This window comes from Steroidobacteraceae bacterium, from assembly GCA_041395505.1.
In the GTDB taxonomy this organism is placed as follows: Bacteria; Pseudomonadota; Gammaproteobacteria; order Steroidobacterales; family Steroidobacteraceae; genus JAWLAG01.
Genome location: JAWLAG010000001.1, coordinates 1,678,975 through 1,694,503 on the forward strand (window position 1 = coordinate 1,678,975; position 15,529 = coordinate 1,694,503).

At 62.6% G+C, this 15,529-nt stretch carries 12 protein-coding genes; 4 read left to right on the forward strand and 8 right to left on the reverse strand.

Features of this window, described 5'->3' with window-relative positions:
• Positions 1-10: 10 nt before the first annotated feature.
• Positions 11-1,051: a dihydroorotase gene (gene pyrC, locus R3E77_07665; protein ID MEZ5499291.1), complete on the reverse strand. Its 1,041-nt coding sequence runs from the start codon at positions 1,049-1,051 to the stop codon at positions 11-13.
• Entirely contained in the window at positions 1,051-2,544 is a 1,494-nt protein-coding gene (locus R3E77_07670) for a hypothetical protein (GenBank protein ID MEZ5499292.1), read from the reverse strand. The genes pyrC and R3E77_07670 overlap by 1 nt, the downstream gene beginning before the upstream one ends.
• Before the next feature lie 162 nt (positions 2,545-2,706).
• Between R3E77_07670 and aceE the strand changes: the two genes are divergently transcribed.
• From aceE to lpdA, 3 genes are read left to right on the forward strand one after another with little or no spacing between them, the layout of a single operon-like run.
• Entirely contained in the window at positions 2,707-5,370 is a 2,664-nt protein-coding gene (aceE, locus tag R3E77_07675; GenBank protein ID MEZ5499293.1) for a pyruvate dehydrogenase (acetyl-transferring), homodimeric type, read from the forward strand.
• Between the two features lie 24 nt (positions 5,371-5,394).
• Positions 5,395-6,726 carry a 2-oxo acid dehydrogenase subunit E2 gene (locus R3E77_07680; GenBank protein ID MEZ5499294.1) on the forward strand — a complete coding sequence of 444 codons (1,332 nt, stop codon included), beginning with the start codon at positions 5,395-5,397 and terminating at the stop codon, positions 6,724-6,726.
• Positions 6,723-8,495 (forward strand): dihydrolipoyl dehydrogenase, encoded by a 1,773-nt coding sequence (gene lpdA / locus R3E77_07685; protein ID MEZ5499295.1) that lies wholly within the window; start codon positions 6,723-6,725, stop codon positions 8,493-8,495. The genes R3E77_07680 and lpdA overlap by 4 nt, the downstream gene beginning before the upstream one ends.
• On the opposite strand, the gene R3E77_07690 is transcribed toward lpdA, so the two are convergent.
• The 3 genes from R3E77_07690 to nth are packed head-to-tail and all read right to left on the reverse strand — an operon-like array spanning position 8,492 to position 10,764.
• Positions 8,492-9,244, reverse strand: a complete 753-nt coding sequence (locus R3E77_07690) for a putative DNA-binding domain-containing protein (GenBank protein MEZ5499296.1) — start codon at positions 9,242-9,244, stop codon at positions 8,492-8,494. The two genes, lpdA and R3E77_07690, sit on opposite strands and share 4 nt — an antisense overlap.
• Complete coding sequence (locus R3E77_07695; protein MEZ5499297.1) at positions 9,241-10,092, reverse strand: DUF692 domain-containing protein; 852 nt, start codon at positions 10,090-10,092, stop codon at positions 9,241-9,243. The genes R3E77_07690 and R3E77_07695 overlap by 4 nt, the downstream gene beginning before the upstream one ends.
• Before the next feature lie 27 nt (positions 10,093-10,119).
• Complete coding sequence (nth, locus tag R3E77_07700) at positions 10,120-10,764, reverse strand: endonuclease III (protein ID MEZ5499298.1); 645 nt, start codon at positions 10,762-10,764, stop codon at positions 10,120-10,122.
• 146 nt (positions 10,765-10,910) lie between these two features.
• Between nth and R3E77_07705 the strand changes: the two genes are divergently transcribed.
• A complete protein-coding gene (locus R3E77_07705; GenBank protein MEZ5499299.1) occupies positions 10,911-11,318 on the forward strand; it encodes a hypothetical protein in 408 nt (135 codons plus the stop codon).
• Here the strand turns inward: R3E77_07705 and metG are convergent.
• From metG to R3E77_07720, 3 genes are read right to left on the reverse strand one after another with little or no spacing between them, the layout of a single operon-like run.
• Entirely contained in the window at positions 11,311-13,299 is a 1,989-nt protein-coding gene (gene metG, locus R3E77_07710; GenBank protein ID MEZ5499300.1) for a methionine--tRNA ligase, read from the reverse strand. The two genes, R3E77_07705 and metG, sit on opposite strands and share 8 nt — an antisense overlap.
• A 38-nt stretch (positions 13,300-13,337) precedes the next feature.
• A complete protein-coding gene (locus R3E77_07715; GenBank protein ID MEZ5499301.1) occupies positions 13,338-14,399 on the reverse strand; it encodes a PilT/PilU family type 4a pilus ATPase in 1,062 nt (353 codons plus the stop codon).
• 8 nt (positions 14,400-14,407) lie between these two features.
• Positions 14,408-15,523 carry a PilT/PilU family type 4a pilus ATPase gene (locus R3E77_07720; protein MEZ5499302.1) on the reverse strand — a complete coding sequence of 372 codons (1,116 nt, stop codon included), beginning with the start codon at positions 15,521-15,523 and terminating at the stop codon, positions 14,408-14,410.
• Positions 15,524-15,529: the final 6 nt, after the last annotated feature.

The window sequence follows — 15,529 nt, forward strand, 5'->3', positions numbered from 1 at the left end:
GGGCAGTGCGTCAGTCACCGCGCTTGAGCCGCCAGCCCAGTGTCTGTCCGGCGCCATAGGGAATCAGGCAATCCTTGCCCGCGCTGATCTGAGTGTCCATGACCCAGTCGCCTCGCTCGAGCACGATTTGCCCGGTATTGCGAGGCACGCCATAGAAATCGGCGCCCCGTTCCGCGAGAAAAGCCTCCAGGCGATCCAGCGCGCCCGCCTGTTCGAACGCCGTGGCGTAGAGCTCAACCGCGGCATGTGCCGAAAAAACTCCTGCACATCCGCAGGCTGATTCCTTGCTATGGCGCGAATGCGGTGCGCTGTCGGTACCGGCGAAGAACCGCGCATCGTCGCTGGTCGCGGCGCCCAGCAAGTGATTGCGATCGTTCTCGGTCTTCAAAATGGGCAGGCAGTACAGGTGTGGGCGGATGCCACCGACCAGCATGTCATTGCGGTTGAGCAACAGGTGCTGCGGTGTCAGGGTCGCGGCGACACCGGGGCGCGCACGCTTGATGAAACGGACTGCGGCCGCGGTGGTAATGTGCTCGAACACCACTTTCAGCCGCGGGTGGCGCTCGCAAAGTGGCGCAAGCGTCCGCTCGATGAAGCGCTCCTCGCGGTCGAAGATATCGACGTCCTTGTCGACCACCTCGCCATGCACCGATAGCACCATGCCATGTTCGGCCATGCAGGCAAAAACGGTGTCGAGCCGGTGAATCTCGGTGACCCCGGCGTCCGAGTGCGTGGTTGCACCGGCCGGGTAGAGCTTGCAGGCCATGACCACCTTGCTCAGCGCCGCGCGCTCGATTTCTGCTGGCGCGGTCTGGTCGGTCAGATAAAGTGTCATCAAGGGTTCGAAGGAAAAGCCGGAAGGGACAGCCGCGAGTATGCGCTGCCGGTACGCCATTGCCGCCGCTGTTGTTGTCACGGGAGGCGCGAGGTTTGGCATCACCAGCGCTCGCCGGAACTGCCGGGCAGTCAGCGGCGCGACGGCGACAAGTATGTCCTCGTCGCGCAGATGGACATGCCAGTCGTCGGGTTGCCTCAGCTCGAGCCGCTGCATCAGCGCCGGCGCTGCCTTTCACCAAGCAGCGCCGTGACTGCCAGCACGGCGCCGAAACCCGTAATTTCCGTCGCAATGGCACCAAGGCCTCCTTTGCGCGACGCGGCGGCCAGATCGATGTGTGCCCAGGGAATCGATTTGTCGACGAATCGGCTGAGAAAACGTGCAGCGAGGATGTGATCGCCTTTGCCCTCGACCGCGCACTGCATGACATCAGCGTTGTCGCTGTGCAGGTCGCTGTCGAAATCCTCCGGCATGGGGAAGGCGTGCAGGCGCTCGCCACAACGATTTGCGGCATCCTGCAATCGGCGCTCGAGAGCCACATCGTTACTGAACAGGCCGCTCATTCTCTCGGTGAGCGCATAGACGCAGGCGCCGGTGAGCGTTGCAAAATCGATGATCGCTTCGGGCCGCTCGCGCGACGCCAGTGCGAGCGTGTCGGCAAGCGCCATTCGGCCTTCGGCGTCCGTATGAATGACCTGGATGTGCACGCCATTGGCGGCGCGCACGATTTCCTGCGGGCGGTATGCACCACTTCCGATTGCATTGTCTGTGATCGCGAGCCAGCAATCGATCGGCTGCCTGGATTCGAGTTCGACCATTGCCAGCGTCGCCGCGAGGGCAACCGCGCTGCCGGCCATATCGGTGTGCATGTCGAGCATGGCACGGTGGGGCTTGAGGTTGGTGCCTCCTGTATCGAACACGATGCCCTTGCCGACCAAGGCTATGGCAGGTCGTTTTCGCGGCAATTTCGGACGGTAGCGCAGCAGGGCAATGCCGCCGTTTCGCAGTTTGCTGCCCCGCGAGACGGCGAGGAATGCTTCGGCGCCGAGCTTACGCAGCCTGGCTTCGCCGTACCAGGTCAACTGCAGTTTTTTCGAGCGCGCGAGCTGCGTGAGCAGCCTGCGGTAAGCCGCGACATCGAGCTTGTTGGTCGGCAATGCGGTCAACCAGCGCGCCAGATTGTTGGCTCGAGCATTGGCGGCAAGCAGGCGCAGATCGAGCGCATCGGAGCCAAACAGTCGCAGCGACTTGATTCGCGGCGCTCGCGCACCCGGTTTTCCCTGGTAGCGAGGCAATGCAAAATCGGCAGCGAGCGAGGCCGATGCGAGTGCTTCGAGTCCGGCCGCGATGTTCTTCCTATTGCCGGCGATGGCCAGCAGTCCGACTCGCGCGCGGCGATTACCTGCGAGCGCCATCATCCGGGCGGCGGTGCTCGCCAGAGCGAAGATCTCGCTCCCGTCGGCATGAAACCCAAGCACGGCCAGCGTTCGCGCGGGATTGCCGAGTACCGTGCTGCGCGCGCTGCCCGCGATCGGCGGCGCTTCGAGCAAGAGATCCTGCCAATGCCGGGCGGCCGGTAATCTCGCGAGAGCCGCAGGCTTGGTCGACACCGGCAGCAATACCAGCAACATATCGAGATCCTGCAAGTCGCTGGCAGCAGGGAATCGACTCGATGCGTCGATCGCGGGAAGTGTCAGATCAGGCAGCATGATGTGGGGAATCGATCGCTTGACCGTGCTCGGTGCACGCCGGATCATAGCGGACTTGGTCGCATCTGGGTCTTTGCTTGATTGTAACGATCGTAGCACAGCGTAGCGGTTGGGCGGGCCGGGCTCCGGCCGGCGCCTGGAAAATCGTCTGAAAATCATCTGATGAGCAATAGTACCGAGCCGGACGATCTCGATCCGGTAGAAACCGAAGAGTGGATCGAATCCATCGATTCCGTGCTCAAGGCGCATGGTCCCGCTCGTGCGCATTTTCTGCTCGAGCGTCTCATCGACCACGCACGGCGCTCGGGCACCTATCTGCCTTTCAAACCCAATACGGCCTACCTCAACACAGTCGCGGTCGGACAAGAGCCGGATTACCCCGGCAATCGCGCACTCGAGCGCAGGCTCGAAGCCTATCTGCGCTGGAACGCGATGGCCATGGTCGTGCAGGCCAACCGTATCTCCTCGGAATACGGCGGGCACATTTCCACTTATGCCTCGGCGGCGACGTTGTACGAAGTGGGTTTCAACCATTTCTGGCGTGCGCCGAGTGCAAACCACCCGGGCGACATGATCTTCATCCAGGGCCATGCCGCTCCCGGAATCTATTCACGCGCTTATCTGGAAGGCCGATTGACCGAGGAGCAGCTGCGCCACTTCCGGCAGGAAGTCGATGGCGAGGGACTGTCTTCGTATCCGCACCCCTGGTTGATGCCGGGGTTCTGGCAATTTCCAACCGTCTCGATGGGCCTCGGTCCCATGATGGCGATTTTCCAGGCCCGATTTCAGCGTTATCTCGAAAATCGCGGGCTCGTGCCGGCCTCGAATCGGCGCGTCTGGGCATTCCTCGGCGATGGCGAAATGGACGAACCCGAATCCATGGGTGCGTTGACGATGCCGGTGCGCGAGCAGCTCGACAACCTCATCTTCGTCATCAACTGCAACCTGCAGCGTCTCGACGGGCCGGTACGCGGCAATGGCAAGATCATCCAGGAGCTGGAAGCCGCATTTCTGGGTGCAGGCTGGAATGTGGTCAAGGTGCTATGGGGCTCGCGCTGGGACCCATTGCTCGCGCGCGACCACCAGGGACTGCTGCGCCGGGTGATGGAAGACTGCGTCGACGGCGAATACCAGAATTTCAAGGCCAAGGGCGGGGCATACACTCGCGAACATTTCTTTGGCAAGTACCCCGAGCTCAAAGCCATGGTCGCCAACATGTCCGATGACGAGATCTGGCGACTCAATCGTGGCGGCCATGATGCGCGCAAGGTCTTCGCCGCCTATAGCGCTGCGGTCAATCATCGTGGCCGACCGACGGTCATACTCGCCAAGACGGTCAAGGGGTTCGGACTCGGCAAGGCGGGTGAAGGCCAGATGGTCACCCATCAGCAGAAGAAGCTGTCGGACGAGGACCTGCGGGCGTTTCGCGACCGATTCAACATTCCGGTGTCCGATGAGGACCTGACGCGCCTGCCGTTCTGCCGACCGGAGACCGGGAGCCCCGAGCTCATCTATCTGCAGGGGCGACGCAAGGCGCTGGGCGGATTCCTGCCGTCGCGGCTGTCGACCGTTGCGCCGCTCACGGTGCCCGGTATCGAGGTATTCAAGGCCTTGCTCGAGGGAACGGGCGAGCGCGAGATCTCCACCACCATGGCCTTCGTGCGCCTGCTGACGACGCTCCTCAAGGACAAGAACATTGGCAGCCACATCGTGCCGATCGTGCCCGATGAGGCACGCACCTTCGGCATGGAAGGCCTGTTTCGGCAGATCGGGATCTATTCGGCGGTGGGTCAGTTGTATACGCCGCAGGATGCCGAACAGCTCATGTCCTACCGCGAGGACAAGAAAGGCCAGATGCTCGAAGAGGGCATCAACGAGGCCGGCGCCATGTGTTCGTGGACGGCGGCTGCAACGGCATACGCCAATCACGGCATCGCGATGGTGCCCTTCTTCATTTACTACTCGATGTTCGGCTTCCAGCGCATTGGTGATTTCATCTGGGCGGCGGCCGATATGCAGGCGAGGGGATTTCTGATGGGTGCGACGGCGGGTCGCACCACGCTCGCCGGCGAGGGCCTGCAGCACCAGGATGGCCACAGCCTTCTGCATGCGACTACCGTGCCCAATTGCCGCTCCTATGACCCGACGTTTGCCTATGAGCTGGTCGTCATCATCCACGACGGTTTGCGGCGCATGTACGTCGACGGAGAGAACGTCTTCTACTACATCGCGTGCATGAACGAGAACTACCCGATGCCTGCCATGCCCCCGGGAGTCGAGCAGGGGATCGTCCGCGGCATGTATCTGTATTCGATTGGCGGTCGCGGTCGGGTGAGGGTGAACCTGCTCGGCTCCGGAAGCATATTGCGCGAATGCATTGCCGCGGCCGAGATCCTCGAGAGGGATTTCGGCGTGCCGGCGGATGTTTTCTCGGTACCGAGCTTCTCGGAACTCACGCGCGAGGCGCGCGACTGCGATCGTCACAACCTGCTGCATCCGGACGGTGCACGGCGGCAGTCCTATGTTGCGCAGATTCTTGGCGATCGCGAGGGACCGTTCATCGCGGCCACGGACTATGTCGCCGCGGTTCCCGAGCAGATTCGAAAATGGGTACCTGGCGCGTATCTGACTTTGGGAACGGACGGCTTCGGCCGCTCGGATACTCGCGCCGCACTCCGTCGTCACTTCGAAGTGGATCGCAACTTCATTGCGTATGCGGCACTCAGCGCATTGGCGGAGGAAGGCAAAGTCGACCAATCGACCGTGCTGCAGGCCGTGCGCGCGCTCGAAATCGATCCGACCAAGCGTGACCCGCGGCTTGCCTGATGCGCTCGACGCGGAGGGTCCGGCATGAATAGCAGCGTCGAAATTCGCGTGCCCGACCTTGGCAATTTCACGGATGTCGAAGTGATCGAGGTGCTGGTAACGGTCGGGGCCTCCGTGCAGGTCGATCAATCGCTGCTGACGCTGGAGACCGAGAAGGCGACCATGGACGTGCCGTCGAGTGCGGCGGGCACCGTGACGGAAGTTCTGGTCGGAGTCGGCAGCAAGGTCAATAGTGGCGACATCATCGCGCGTCTAGGCGGTGCAACGGCCACGCCGACTGCTACGCAGGTCTCGCCACCGGAAGGGCGGCCCGCACCAGCGCCGCCACCCGTCGCGGCCCCTGAGGCACCGTCACAGGCGCCGGCAAAGCCGGCGCCGCCACCGCCACAGGGCAGTGCTGCGGCGTCCGGATCGCAAGCGCGGCCATCGGTCGACTCGAGCCCGCCGCCCTTCCCAACGGCGCATGCCAGTCCGTCCGTGCGCAAGTTCGCCCGGGAGCTGGGCGTCGATTTATCTACAGTTCACGGCAGCGGGGCCAAGGGCCGCATTACGCACGAGGATGTCAAGGGCCATGTCAAGGCGCAGCTTGCGGGCCGGTCCAGTGCACCGCAATCGGCGCTGCCGGCACTCCCTCAGGTCGACTTCGGTGCTTTCGGCGAAGTCGAGATCAAACCGCTCAACCGTGTGCAGAAGATTTCGGGGCCGCGGCTGCAGGCGGCATGGGTCAATATCCCGCACGTCACCCAATTCGACCAGGCCGACATCACCGACTTGGAAGCCCTGCGCGCGGAGTTGAAGGACAAGGCAGCAGCGCGGGGATTCAAGCTGACGCCGCTCGCGTTCATCATGCGCGCCTGCATCAAGGCGTTGCAGAAATTCCCCAAATTCAACAGCTCCCTCGATGGCGCTGGCAATCTGGTCTTCAAGAAATACCTGCACCTCGGCTTCGCAGCGGATACGGAGCTCGGGCTGCTCGTCCCGGTCATCCATGACGCGGATCGCAAGGATATCTATGAATTGGCCGGCGCGCTTGCCGAGCTGTCGGCGGCTGCACGCGAGGGCAAGCTCAAGGCCGCACAAATGCAGGGTGGCTGCTTCACGATTTCCAGCCTCGGCGGGATAGGCGGGACCGCATTCACGCCCATCATCAACCCGCCGGAGGTTGCCATCCTCGGCGTATCGCGTGCCGAGCGCAAACCCGTCTGGGTCGACGACCGATTTGCTGCGCGGCTCATGTTGCCCCTTTCGCTGTCCTATGATCACAGGGTAGTCGACGGCGCCGATGCCGCTCGATTTACCAGTTACCTGGCGGAGCTGTTGTCCCGTCCGCGTCAGCTGGTCGAGGCCGTGCCTTGAGTGATGTCGAGCTGACCGTTCCGGATCTGGGCAATTTCACCGATGTCGCTGTGATCGAAGTGCACATCGGTCCTGGACAGCAAGTGGCGCAAGGCGACGCCTTGCTGACGCTCGAAACGGACAAGGCGACCATGGATGTGCCCGCCGCTCTGAGTGGGCGTATCGGCCATGTACGTGTCGCCGTCGGCGACAAGGTCTCCTCGGGCAGCGTGATCGCGACGCTCGCGGCCGTTCCTTCGGGCGTCGGTACGGCAGGCCAGGAGGCGCCGGCGTCCTCGCCCGCGCCCGGATCGCAGCTGGCTGCCAACAAGCCGGCTGCAGCGGCACCGCCCGACATACGCCCTGGCGGCAGCGCGGCAGACCGTGAGGTCGACCTGCTTGTCCTCGGTGGCGGACCGGGTGGCTATACGGCCGCCTTCCGCGCTGCAGATCTCGGACGCAAGGTTGTGTTGGTCGAGCGCGGCGCCAGCCTTGGCGGCGTGTGCCTCAATGTCGGTTGCATCCCCTCCAAGGCGTTGCTGCACGCGGCGCGGGTCGTCGAAGAGGCGACCGGCATGGCGGCGCACGGTATCGAATTCACTGCCCCACGGATCGACCTGCCGCGCCTTGCGGACTGGAAGAACAACGTGGTGCGCAAGTTGACCCATGGGCTGGCCATGCTCGCCAAGCAGCGCAAGGTCGAGGTGCTCACCGGCAGCGGCCGGTTCGTTGCACCGGATATTCTGGCGGTGGCGCAGTCGGGCACGCTCGAACGGCTCCGGTTCCGGCACTGCATCATTGCCGCCGGGTCCGAGCCCAGCCGCATGCCCGGCCTGCCCGATGACCCGCGCATCATGGATTCGACCGCGGCGCTAGAGCTCACGGCAATTCCGGCCCGATTGCTGGTAGTCGGCGGTGGCATCATCGGCCTGGAGATGGCCTGCGTGTACGACGGACTGGGTGCCAAAGTCACGGTCGTCGAGCTCACCGATCAACTCATGCCAGGCTGCGATCCGGATCTGGTACGCCCGCTCGAGAAACGCCTCAAGGCGCGCTACGCAGGCATACACCTGAAGACTCGCCTGCAGGGAGTCGCAGCCGGCCCCGAGGACCTGCGCGTGACGCTCGCCGATGCAAATGGCGAGCGGACGATGGCATTCGACAGGGTGCTCATCGCCGTCGGTCGTCGACCGCTGGCGAGGGCGTTGGCACTTGATGCGGCGGGCGTCGCGGTCGATGAGCGCGGATTCATACCGGTCGATCGGCAGATGCGTACCAATGTGAGCGGCATCTTTGCAATCGGGGATATCGTTGGCCAACCGATGCTGGCGCACAAGGCAACCCACGAGGGCAAGGTGGCGGCCGAGGTTGCCTGCGGCGAGCGCAGTTCATTCGATGCCCGTGTCATCCCGTCCGTCGCTTATACGGACCCGGAAATCGCCTGGGTTGGATTGACCGAGACGGCGGCGCGAGAACAGGGCCTGGCCGTCGAGAAATCGCTTTTTCCGTGGGCCGCGAGTGGGCGCGCACTGGCGAGCGGCCGGGACGATGGATTCACCAAACTGATTGTCGACCCGACGACACGCAGGGTGCTGGGCGGCGGTATCGTCGGGATCAACGCCGGTGAGTTGATCGGCGAAATTGCCCTGGCGATAGAAATGGGCGCCGACGCCGCCGACATCGGCCTGACCATACACCCGCATCCGACACTCTCCGAGACAATCGCCATGGCGGCAGAGGCGGCCGAAGGTACGTTGACCGATCTGTACCAGCCCAAACGGCGAAGCTAGCAGCGCACTGAGCCAAGCAGGACGCCAAGCTTGCGCAGATCCTCCAGCATGTCGCGCGCGGCGATCACGACGTCCGGCTGCGCCGATCCCAGCTCATTGGCGAGGGTGTCGATCGCCTCGCGGCCGGTAAGTGACGGGTTCTCCTGCAGGATTTCCAATAAGCGTGCGGTCGCGACGCCCAGGTTCATGAAATGTACGTCGTCGTTGCGGTCGCGCCAGGCCAGGATACAGGTGCGTTCGGAGGGCGCGATGGCCGGCTGGAAATCGGGCGCGAGACGGTGCACGGGCCAGAGGTAAGCGGCAACGTCGACAAGCGGAGCCAGCACCGGGCGGCCGTCGATCAGGTCTCCCAGCGGGTCGGCTTGCGGCCATGCCGGATCGGCTGCAACGGTCAGCGCGAGCTCGATCCATTCGTGTCGCGCGAGTTCGGCGATGAACGCAGGTTCCCCGGCGCGCGCCGGGCGACTTTGTAACCAGTCGACGAACTCGCCTGGCAATTCCAGGAAGTAAGGTGTTTTCGCATGGTGCTGTGCGTAGAATTCGCGCACCAGCGTACTCCACCGTTCCCGGCCGAGAATCTTCTGCAGGACCGGAAAACTGCCCGACAGCAGGCTGTTCACATTGTTGATGAACAGTTCGCGGTACACCGCGAGCCGCCGCTCGGGAATACCCGGGAGAGGTGTCTGGTTGTCTGGGTCGCGCAGATGGGCCGCAAAACGCCGTTGCAATTGCGCGAGGCCGCCGCTCAAGCAGCGCTCCTGCGGCGCGACTGTGCCGAACGTTGGAGGCCGCGAACCCTCGCTACCTCGCCGAGCAATTCATCGACAGGCGGAAAGTTGAAATCACGTTCGAGCAAGGTCGGTACGGGCCCGAAACGGTGGTAGGCCTCGGCAAGCAACTCCCAGACATCGTGGCATACGGCCGTGCCGTGGGTGTCGACGCGCAGATCTTCGGCCTCGACATAGTGTCCGGCGACGTGGAAGTAAACCAGCCGCTGCGCCGGAATCCTCGCCAGGAATTCACTCGGGTCGTAACGGTGATTGATGCTGTTGACGAAAATATTGTTGATATCGAGCATGAGGCGGCAGTCGGCTTCCTCGAGCACTGCGTTCAGGAAATCGATCTCGCTCATGCCCGGCGCCGGAGCCGCGTAATAGGACACGTTTTCGATTGCCATCGGCTCGCCGATGATTTCGCTCACGCGTCGTATGCGCCTGCTCACGTGCCGTACGGCCTCGTCCGTGAATGGCAACGGCATCAGGTCGTACAGGTGGCCATCATCACTGCAATACGACAGATGTTCCGAGTAGCAGCGCACTGCATGTGCGCGCATGAAATCGCGAATGTCGAGCAGGAGTTTCTCATCGAGCGGTTCTGGTCCGCCCAGGGACAGCGACAGTCCATGGCAAACGAACGGGTAACGTTCGGTGAACGAACGCAATTGTCGACCCAGGCGTCCGCCTACGCCGATCCAGTTCTCAGGCGCAATCTCGAAAAAATCGACCCGGCCCGGCGCGTTCGCGGTGAGGTCGGCCATGAGCGGCCGACGCAGACCGAGGCCCGCGCCGCTAACGGGATATTGAGTTGCGAGGCTCATAAGAACTTGACCCGTGATTTTACCGCTTTATTGCGCGGCTTTGGCCGACTTCATTTCGTACTCGCACCAACGACGGATTACGCAACTCGCGCAGCGCGGATTGCGCGCAAGGCAGGTGTAGCGACCGTGCAGGATCAGCCAATGGTGGGCATTCTTCCGAAATTCCAGTGGTACGGCGGACAACAGCGCTTTTTCGACGGCAAGCGGAGTTTTTCCTGGCGCGAGCCCGGTCCGGTTCGCCACCCGGAAGATATGCGTGTCGACAGCAATCGTAGGTTCACCGAACGCGGTGTTGAGGATCACATTGGCGGTCTTGCGACCGACACCCGGTAGTGCCTGCAGGGCTGCGCGGTCGCGCGGCACGCTGCCGCCGTGATCGCGCAGCAGGATCTCGCAGGTCGCCATGATGTGCCTCGCCTTGGAGTTGTATAGGCCGATACTGCGGATGTATCCGCGAAGTCCGGCGATGCCAAGTGCAAGTATTTTCTCCGGTGTATTGGCGGCTCTGAAGAGCGCGGCCGTAGCGGCGTTGACGCTCCTGTCGGTCGCCTGGGCCGAGAGGATGACTGCGACCAGCAATTCGAAGGGACTTGCATAGTTCAACTCCGTGCGCGGCTCGGGACGTTCCGCCTGCAATGCCAGGAACAGCTTGCGGCGTGCCGCGGGTGTCATGAACCGCTTGGCCCAGGCGCCTGGTGCTTTCTTTGCTCGAGGAGCGCAGCCCGTTCACTCCCGCGCTGCTCCATGCGCCGCGTGCGGGCGCGGTAGCGCTGCCGATTGTCGTCCGGCGAAGGCACGGGTGAGGAGACCGGTCGCGGTTGCATCGAAATACAGTCGACCGGACAAGCCGCTATGCACAATTCGCAGCCCGTGCAGAGTGTCGCCACGACATCATGCATATAGCGAGCGGCGCCGACGATCGCGTCCGTGGGGCAGGGTGGCAGGCAGCGGGCGCAGCCAATGCACCGCTCAGGGTCGATAACGGCGACGATTTCCCGTGGATAGCTCCCGCACGAATCATCGAGCGCAACGAGTTCCCTGCCGAGCAACACAGCCAGGCTCGCAATGGTGCTGGTCCCGCCCGGCGGACAACGATTGATTGGCGCATCGTCGCGGGCGATGGCTTGTGCGTATGCGCGACAGTCCGGGTAGTCGCAGCGTTGGCACTGGGTTTGCGGGAGCAGCGCGTCGATGCGATCGGCGAGTGCCACGGTCGTGTCAGGTGATCAGCATGCCGGGTTTGGCGCCACTGTCGGCACTCAGCAGGAAGATTCCGCTGTCATCATCGCCGGCGCACAGCACCATGCCCTCCGAGACCCCAAAACGCATTTTCCGCGGCGCCAGATTGGCAACGACGACGACCAGTCGATCGACAAGCGTGTCCGGGTCGTAGGCGGCGCGGATACCGGAGAACACCGTGCGTTGCTCGCTACCAAGATCGAGGGTCAGTCGCAGGAGCTTGTCCGAACCTTCCACGAGCGAGGCGGCTGCAACGCGTGCTACCCGCATCTGCACCCGCTGAAAATCCTTGATGGTGATGTGGGCTGCAGTATCAGTCACTTGATTCTCCGTCGGCGCTGCGGGAGCGGCTATGAGACGCGCCACCGCGGTATTGTCGAGGCGTGATGCCAGCGGCTGGTACGCCGCCAGCGGCGTCGCGAGCAGCGGTTCGCGCGGCGCGTCCCAGCGCGCGAGCGACACGCCGAGAAATCGCTCCGCAGCGCTCGCCAATTGCGGCAGGACGGGCGCGAGCCAGGTCATGAGCAGTCGAAAGTAGTTGATGCCCTGGGTGCAAATCCTCTGTACGTCGCCAGAGCGCGCGGGATCCTTCGCGAGCAGCCAGGGCTTGTGCTGGTCGACAAACTGATTGGCGCGATCCGCGACGGCCATGATTTCGCGGATAGCCTGGGAGTATTCGCGTGCCTCGAGGCAGCGGCCGACCTTCTCGCCCATGGCGGCAAGCTCGGTGTATCCGGCATCGTCGAACAGGTGATCCGAGAGCTTTCCGCCGCTACGGGCGATGAATGGCGCACAGCGGCTCGCAATATTGACCAGCTTGCCGACAATATCCGAATTGTATCGGGCGACGAAGTCTTCCAGATTGAGGTCGATGTCATCCAGTCCGTCGCCGAGCTTGGCGGCAAAGTAGTAACGAAGCGCCTCGGGCGGCAGCAGCTCGAGGTAATGTCTCGCCGTAATGAAAGTGCCGCGCGACTTCGACATCTTCTGGCCATTGACCGTAAGGAAGCCGTGCGCAAACACCGCCGTCGGCAGACGCAGTCCGGCCGAATGCAGGACTGCGGGCCAGAAAAGGGTGTGAAAGTAGCTGATGTCCTTGCCGATGAAGTGGTAAAGCTCCGCGGTACTGGTCGCCGCGAAATATTGATCGAAATCGATATTGCGTTGCTTGCACAGCGCCTTGAAACTACCAAGGTAGCCGATGGGCGCATCGAACCAGACATAGAAATACTTTCCCGGCGCATCGGGAATCTCGAAGCCGAAATAGGGCGCATCGCGGGAGATGTCCCAGTCGGCAAGCCCTGCCTCGAACCATTCCCTGAGCTTGGCACGTACAGCAGGCTGCAGCGATTTCCCGGCCACCCAGTCTCGCAGCATTGCCTCATGTGCGCTCAACTTGAAGAAAACGTGCTCGGAATCGCGCCAGACCGGCGCGTTGCCTGTGAGTGTTGACCGCGGGTCCTTGAGATCCTGCGGCGAATAGGTGGCACCACAGTTCTCGCAGGCATCGCCATACTGGTCCGCCGTATTGCAACGTGGGCAAGTGCCGCGCACATAGCGATCGGGCAGGAACATCCCGGCGCTCTCATCGTAGGCCTGGCGCACATTGCGCCGATCTATGTACCCGGCATCGCGCACCCGCTCGTAAAGCGAACGCGTCAGGGCAAATGTCTCACTCGCATGCGTTGAGTGAAAAAAATCGTGCGCGACAAGGAAATCACGGTAGTCGGCCCGATGTTCCTCGGCAACGCGTGCAATCAGGGCTTCGGGGCTGATGCCCTCGCTCTGGGCGCGAATCATGATCGGCGTACCGTGCGTGTCTTCGGCACAGACGTAAATGCAGTCGTTGCCGCGCATGCGCTGATAACGCACCCAGACGTCGGTCTGCACGGCTTCGATGATATGACCGAGGTGCAGCGACCCGTTGGCATAGGGGAGTGCGCTGGTAACCAGAATGCGGCGTGTCATGGGATGGGTTCCAGGTAAGCCCCGCGCGGATGCGCCGCTCAACCCGCTTCGCGGAAGGCTTCGAACTTGGCCTTGTTGATGGCCTTCTTGTAGGCCTCCGGGCCCTTGATGGCTCCCTGGTCCAGCAGCCCCTGAATTGCCGCATCCATGGTGCGCATGCCGACCTGGCCACTGGTCTGCATGGTGGACTCAATCTGATCGAGCTTGCCCTGCCGGATGAGGTTCGCAACGGCCGAGGTGTTCAACATGATCTCGAGCGCGGCGACGCGTCCTTTGCCGTCGCTTCGCTTCAATAGCTGCTGCGAGATGACGCCGCGCAGGCTGGTTGAAAGCATGGTGCGCACGTGCGACTGCTTGTCCGAGGGGAAGACGTTGATAATGCGGTCGATCGTCGGTGCCGCGCCGTTGGTGTGCAGCGTACCCATGACCAGAATGCCCATCTCGGCGGCAGTGACGGCGATGCTGATGGTTTCGAAATCGCGCATTTCGCCGACCAGTATCACGTCCGGATCCTCGCGCAAGGCTGAATGCAGGGCATCGGCGAAACCCGGGCTGTGTACGCCGATTTCGCGCTGGCTGATGAGACAGCCCTTGCGCTCGTGGACGAATTCGATCGGGTCCTCGATGGTCAGTATGTGCCCTTTGGTACGGCGATTGATGTCATCGATGATGGCAGCGAGCGTCGTGGATTTGCCGGAACCCGTCTTGCCGGTTACCAGGATCAGCCCGTTGTTGGCGCGCGATAACTGGTGCACGGCCGGCGGAAGCTTCAGTTCCTCCATCGTAAAGGCGCGGGACGGGATGGCGCGCAATACGGCGCCCATGCCGTTAAGGTGGCGCATGACATTGACGCGAAAGCGGCCACGCTCGGGAATCATGTGTGCGAAATCCGCGCCGTCATGGCTGTCGAAGCGGGCCCTGGCCGTGCGCGACATGATCTCAAAAAGCACTTCTTCGACGTATTTGGCTTGCAGCGGTTCGTTGTTGAGTGGCATCAGTTCGCCGTGCATCCGTATGCGCGGTGGATCGCCGGCAATGAAATGCAGGTCCGAACCACCCCGCTCGAGCACCATGAGGAGATATTCGTCGATCTTCGCCATTCAGTTCTTCAGTCTTTGCCGGCGGTTTCAGGAAGCTTTGCCGCCTCGAGCTTTGGCAGCATCGTCGTGTCAGTCACGTATTTCTGGAACAGGCGCTTGTCCGAGGCGTAATTGTATGCATCGTCGGGGTCGATTTCCTTGGCGACGATCGCATGCTGCAGGGCCTGGTCCATCAGCTGCATGCCGAGATCGCGCCCGGTCTGGATCTGGCTTGGAATCTGGTGCGACTGCTCGGCCTGGATGAGCTTGGCTATGGCCCTGTTCATGACCATGATCTCGCAGATTGCCTTGCGTCCACGACCATCTGTGGTTTTCACGAGCACCTGCGTAATGACTGCGAGCAGGCTGGAGGACAGGAAGCTCTTGGTCTGCTCGCGCTGTTCGATGGGCAGGGCGTCGATGATTCGGTCGATGGTCTTGGTGGCGCTGGTCGTATGCAGTGTGCCGAGCACCAGGTGACCTGTTTCCGCGGCCGTCATTGCCATGGTGATCGTCTCGGCATCGCGCATCTCGCCGACCAGGATCACGTCGGGGTCTTCGCGCATCGCCGCGCGCACACCCTCGGCAAAACTCGGTATGTGCGTGCCGTACTCGCGCTGGATCACCTGTGCCTGTTTGCTCCGATGGACGAATTCGATCGGGTCTTCGAGACTGATGATATTCAGCTTACGCTCGGTATTGAGCAGGTCGATCATCGCCGCCAAGGTCGTCGACTTGCCCGTGCCGGTCGACCCGGTTACGAGGATCATGCCCTGGTGCTGGTCACACAGCTTGCGGATCGTCGCCGGCAGGCCAAGGCTCTCGAGGCTCGGCACGCCCGATGGGATCGAGCGAAAGGTGGCGCCGATGCCGGTCGCTTTGCGGAATACGTTCACGCGAAAACGCCCGCCGTCCGCACTCACATAGGAGAAATCGAGATCGATGCCCTTGGTCAGCTGGGCGTTCTGTTTTTGCGTGAGTATCTCGGTGATATAGCTCTCGAGCTCGGAATCCCGCAGCTCGCGAAACTTGATCGGCAGAAGGTCGCCGTACATACGCAGCATCGGCGGTACGCCTACTGCGAGATGGATGTCCGAACAGCCTTGCTGGGTGCCCAGCTTGAGAAACGCATCGATGCGCGCCACGCGCGA

What these genes read in the sequence shown, in the direction of transcription:
- R3E77_07680 (MEZ5499294.1), top strand. Translation starts at nt 5,395, where the DNA reads ATGAATAGCAGCGTCGAAATTCGCGTGCCCGACCTTGGCAATTTCACG.
- metG (MEZ5499300.1), bottom strand. Translation starts at nt 13,299, where the DNA reads ATGACACGCCGCATTCTGGTTACCAGCGCACTCCCCTATGCCAACGGG.
- R3E77_07715 (MEZ5499301.1), bottom strand. Translation starts at nt 14,399, where the DNA reads ATGGCGAAGATCGACGAATATCTCCTCATGGTGCTCGAGCGGGGTGGT.
- aceE (MEZ5499293.1), top strand. Translation starts at nt 2,707, where the DNA reads ATGAGCAATAGTACCGAGCCGGACGATCTCGATCCGGTAGAAACCGAA.
- pyrC (MEZ5499291.1), bottom strand. Translation starts at nt 1,051, where the DNA reads ATGCAGCGGCTCGAGCTGAGGCAACCCGACGACTGGCATGTCCATCTG.
- R3E77_07695 (MEZ5499297.1), bottom strand. Translation starts at nt 10,092, where the DNA reads ATGAGCCTCGCAACTCAATATCCCGTTAGCGGCGCGGGCCTCGGTCTG.
- R3E77_07670 (MEZ5499292.1), bottom strand. Translation starts at nt 2,544, where the DNA reads ATGCTGCCTGATCTGACACTTCCCGCGATCGACGCATCGAGTCGATTC.
- nth (MEZ5499298.1), bottom strand. Translation starts at nt 10,764, where the DNA reads ATGACACCCGCGGCACGCCGCAAGCTGTTCCTGGCATTGCAGGCGGAA.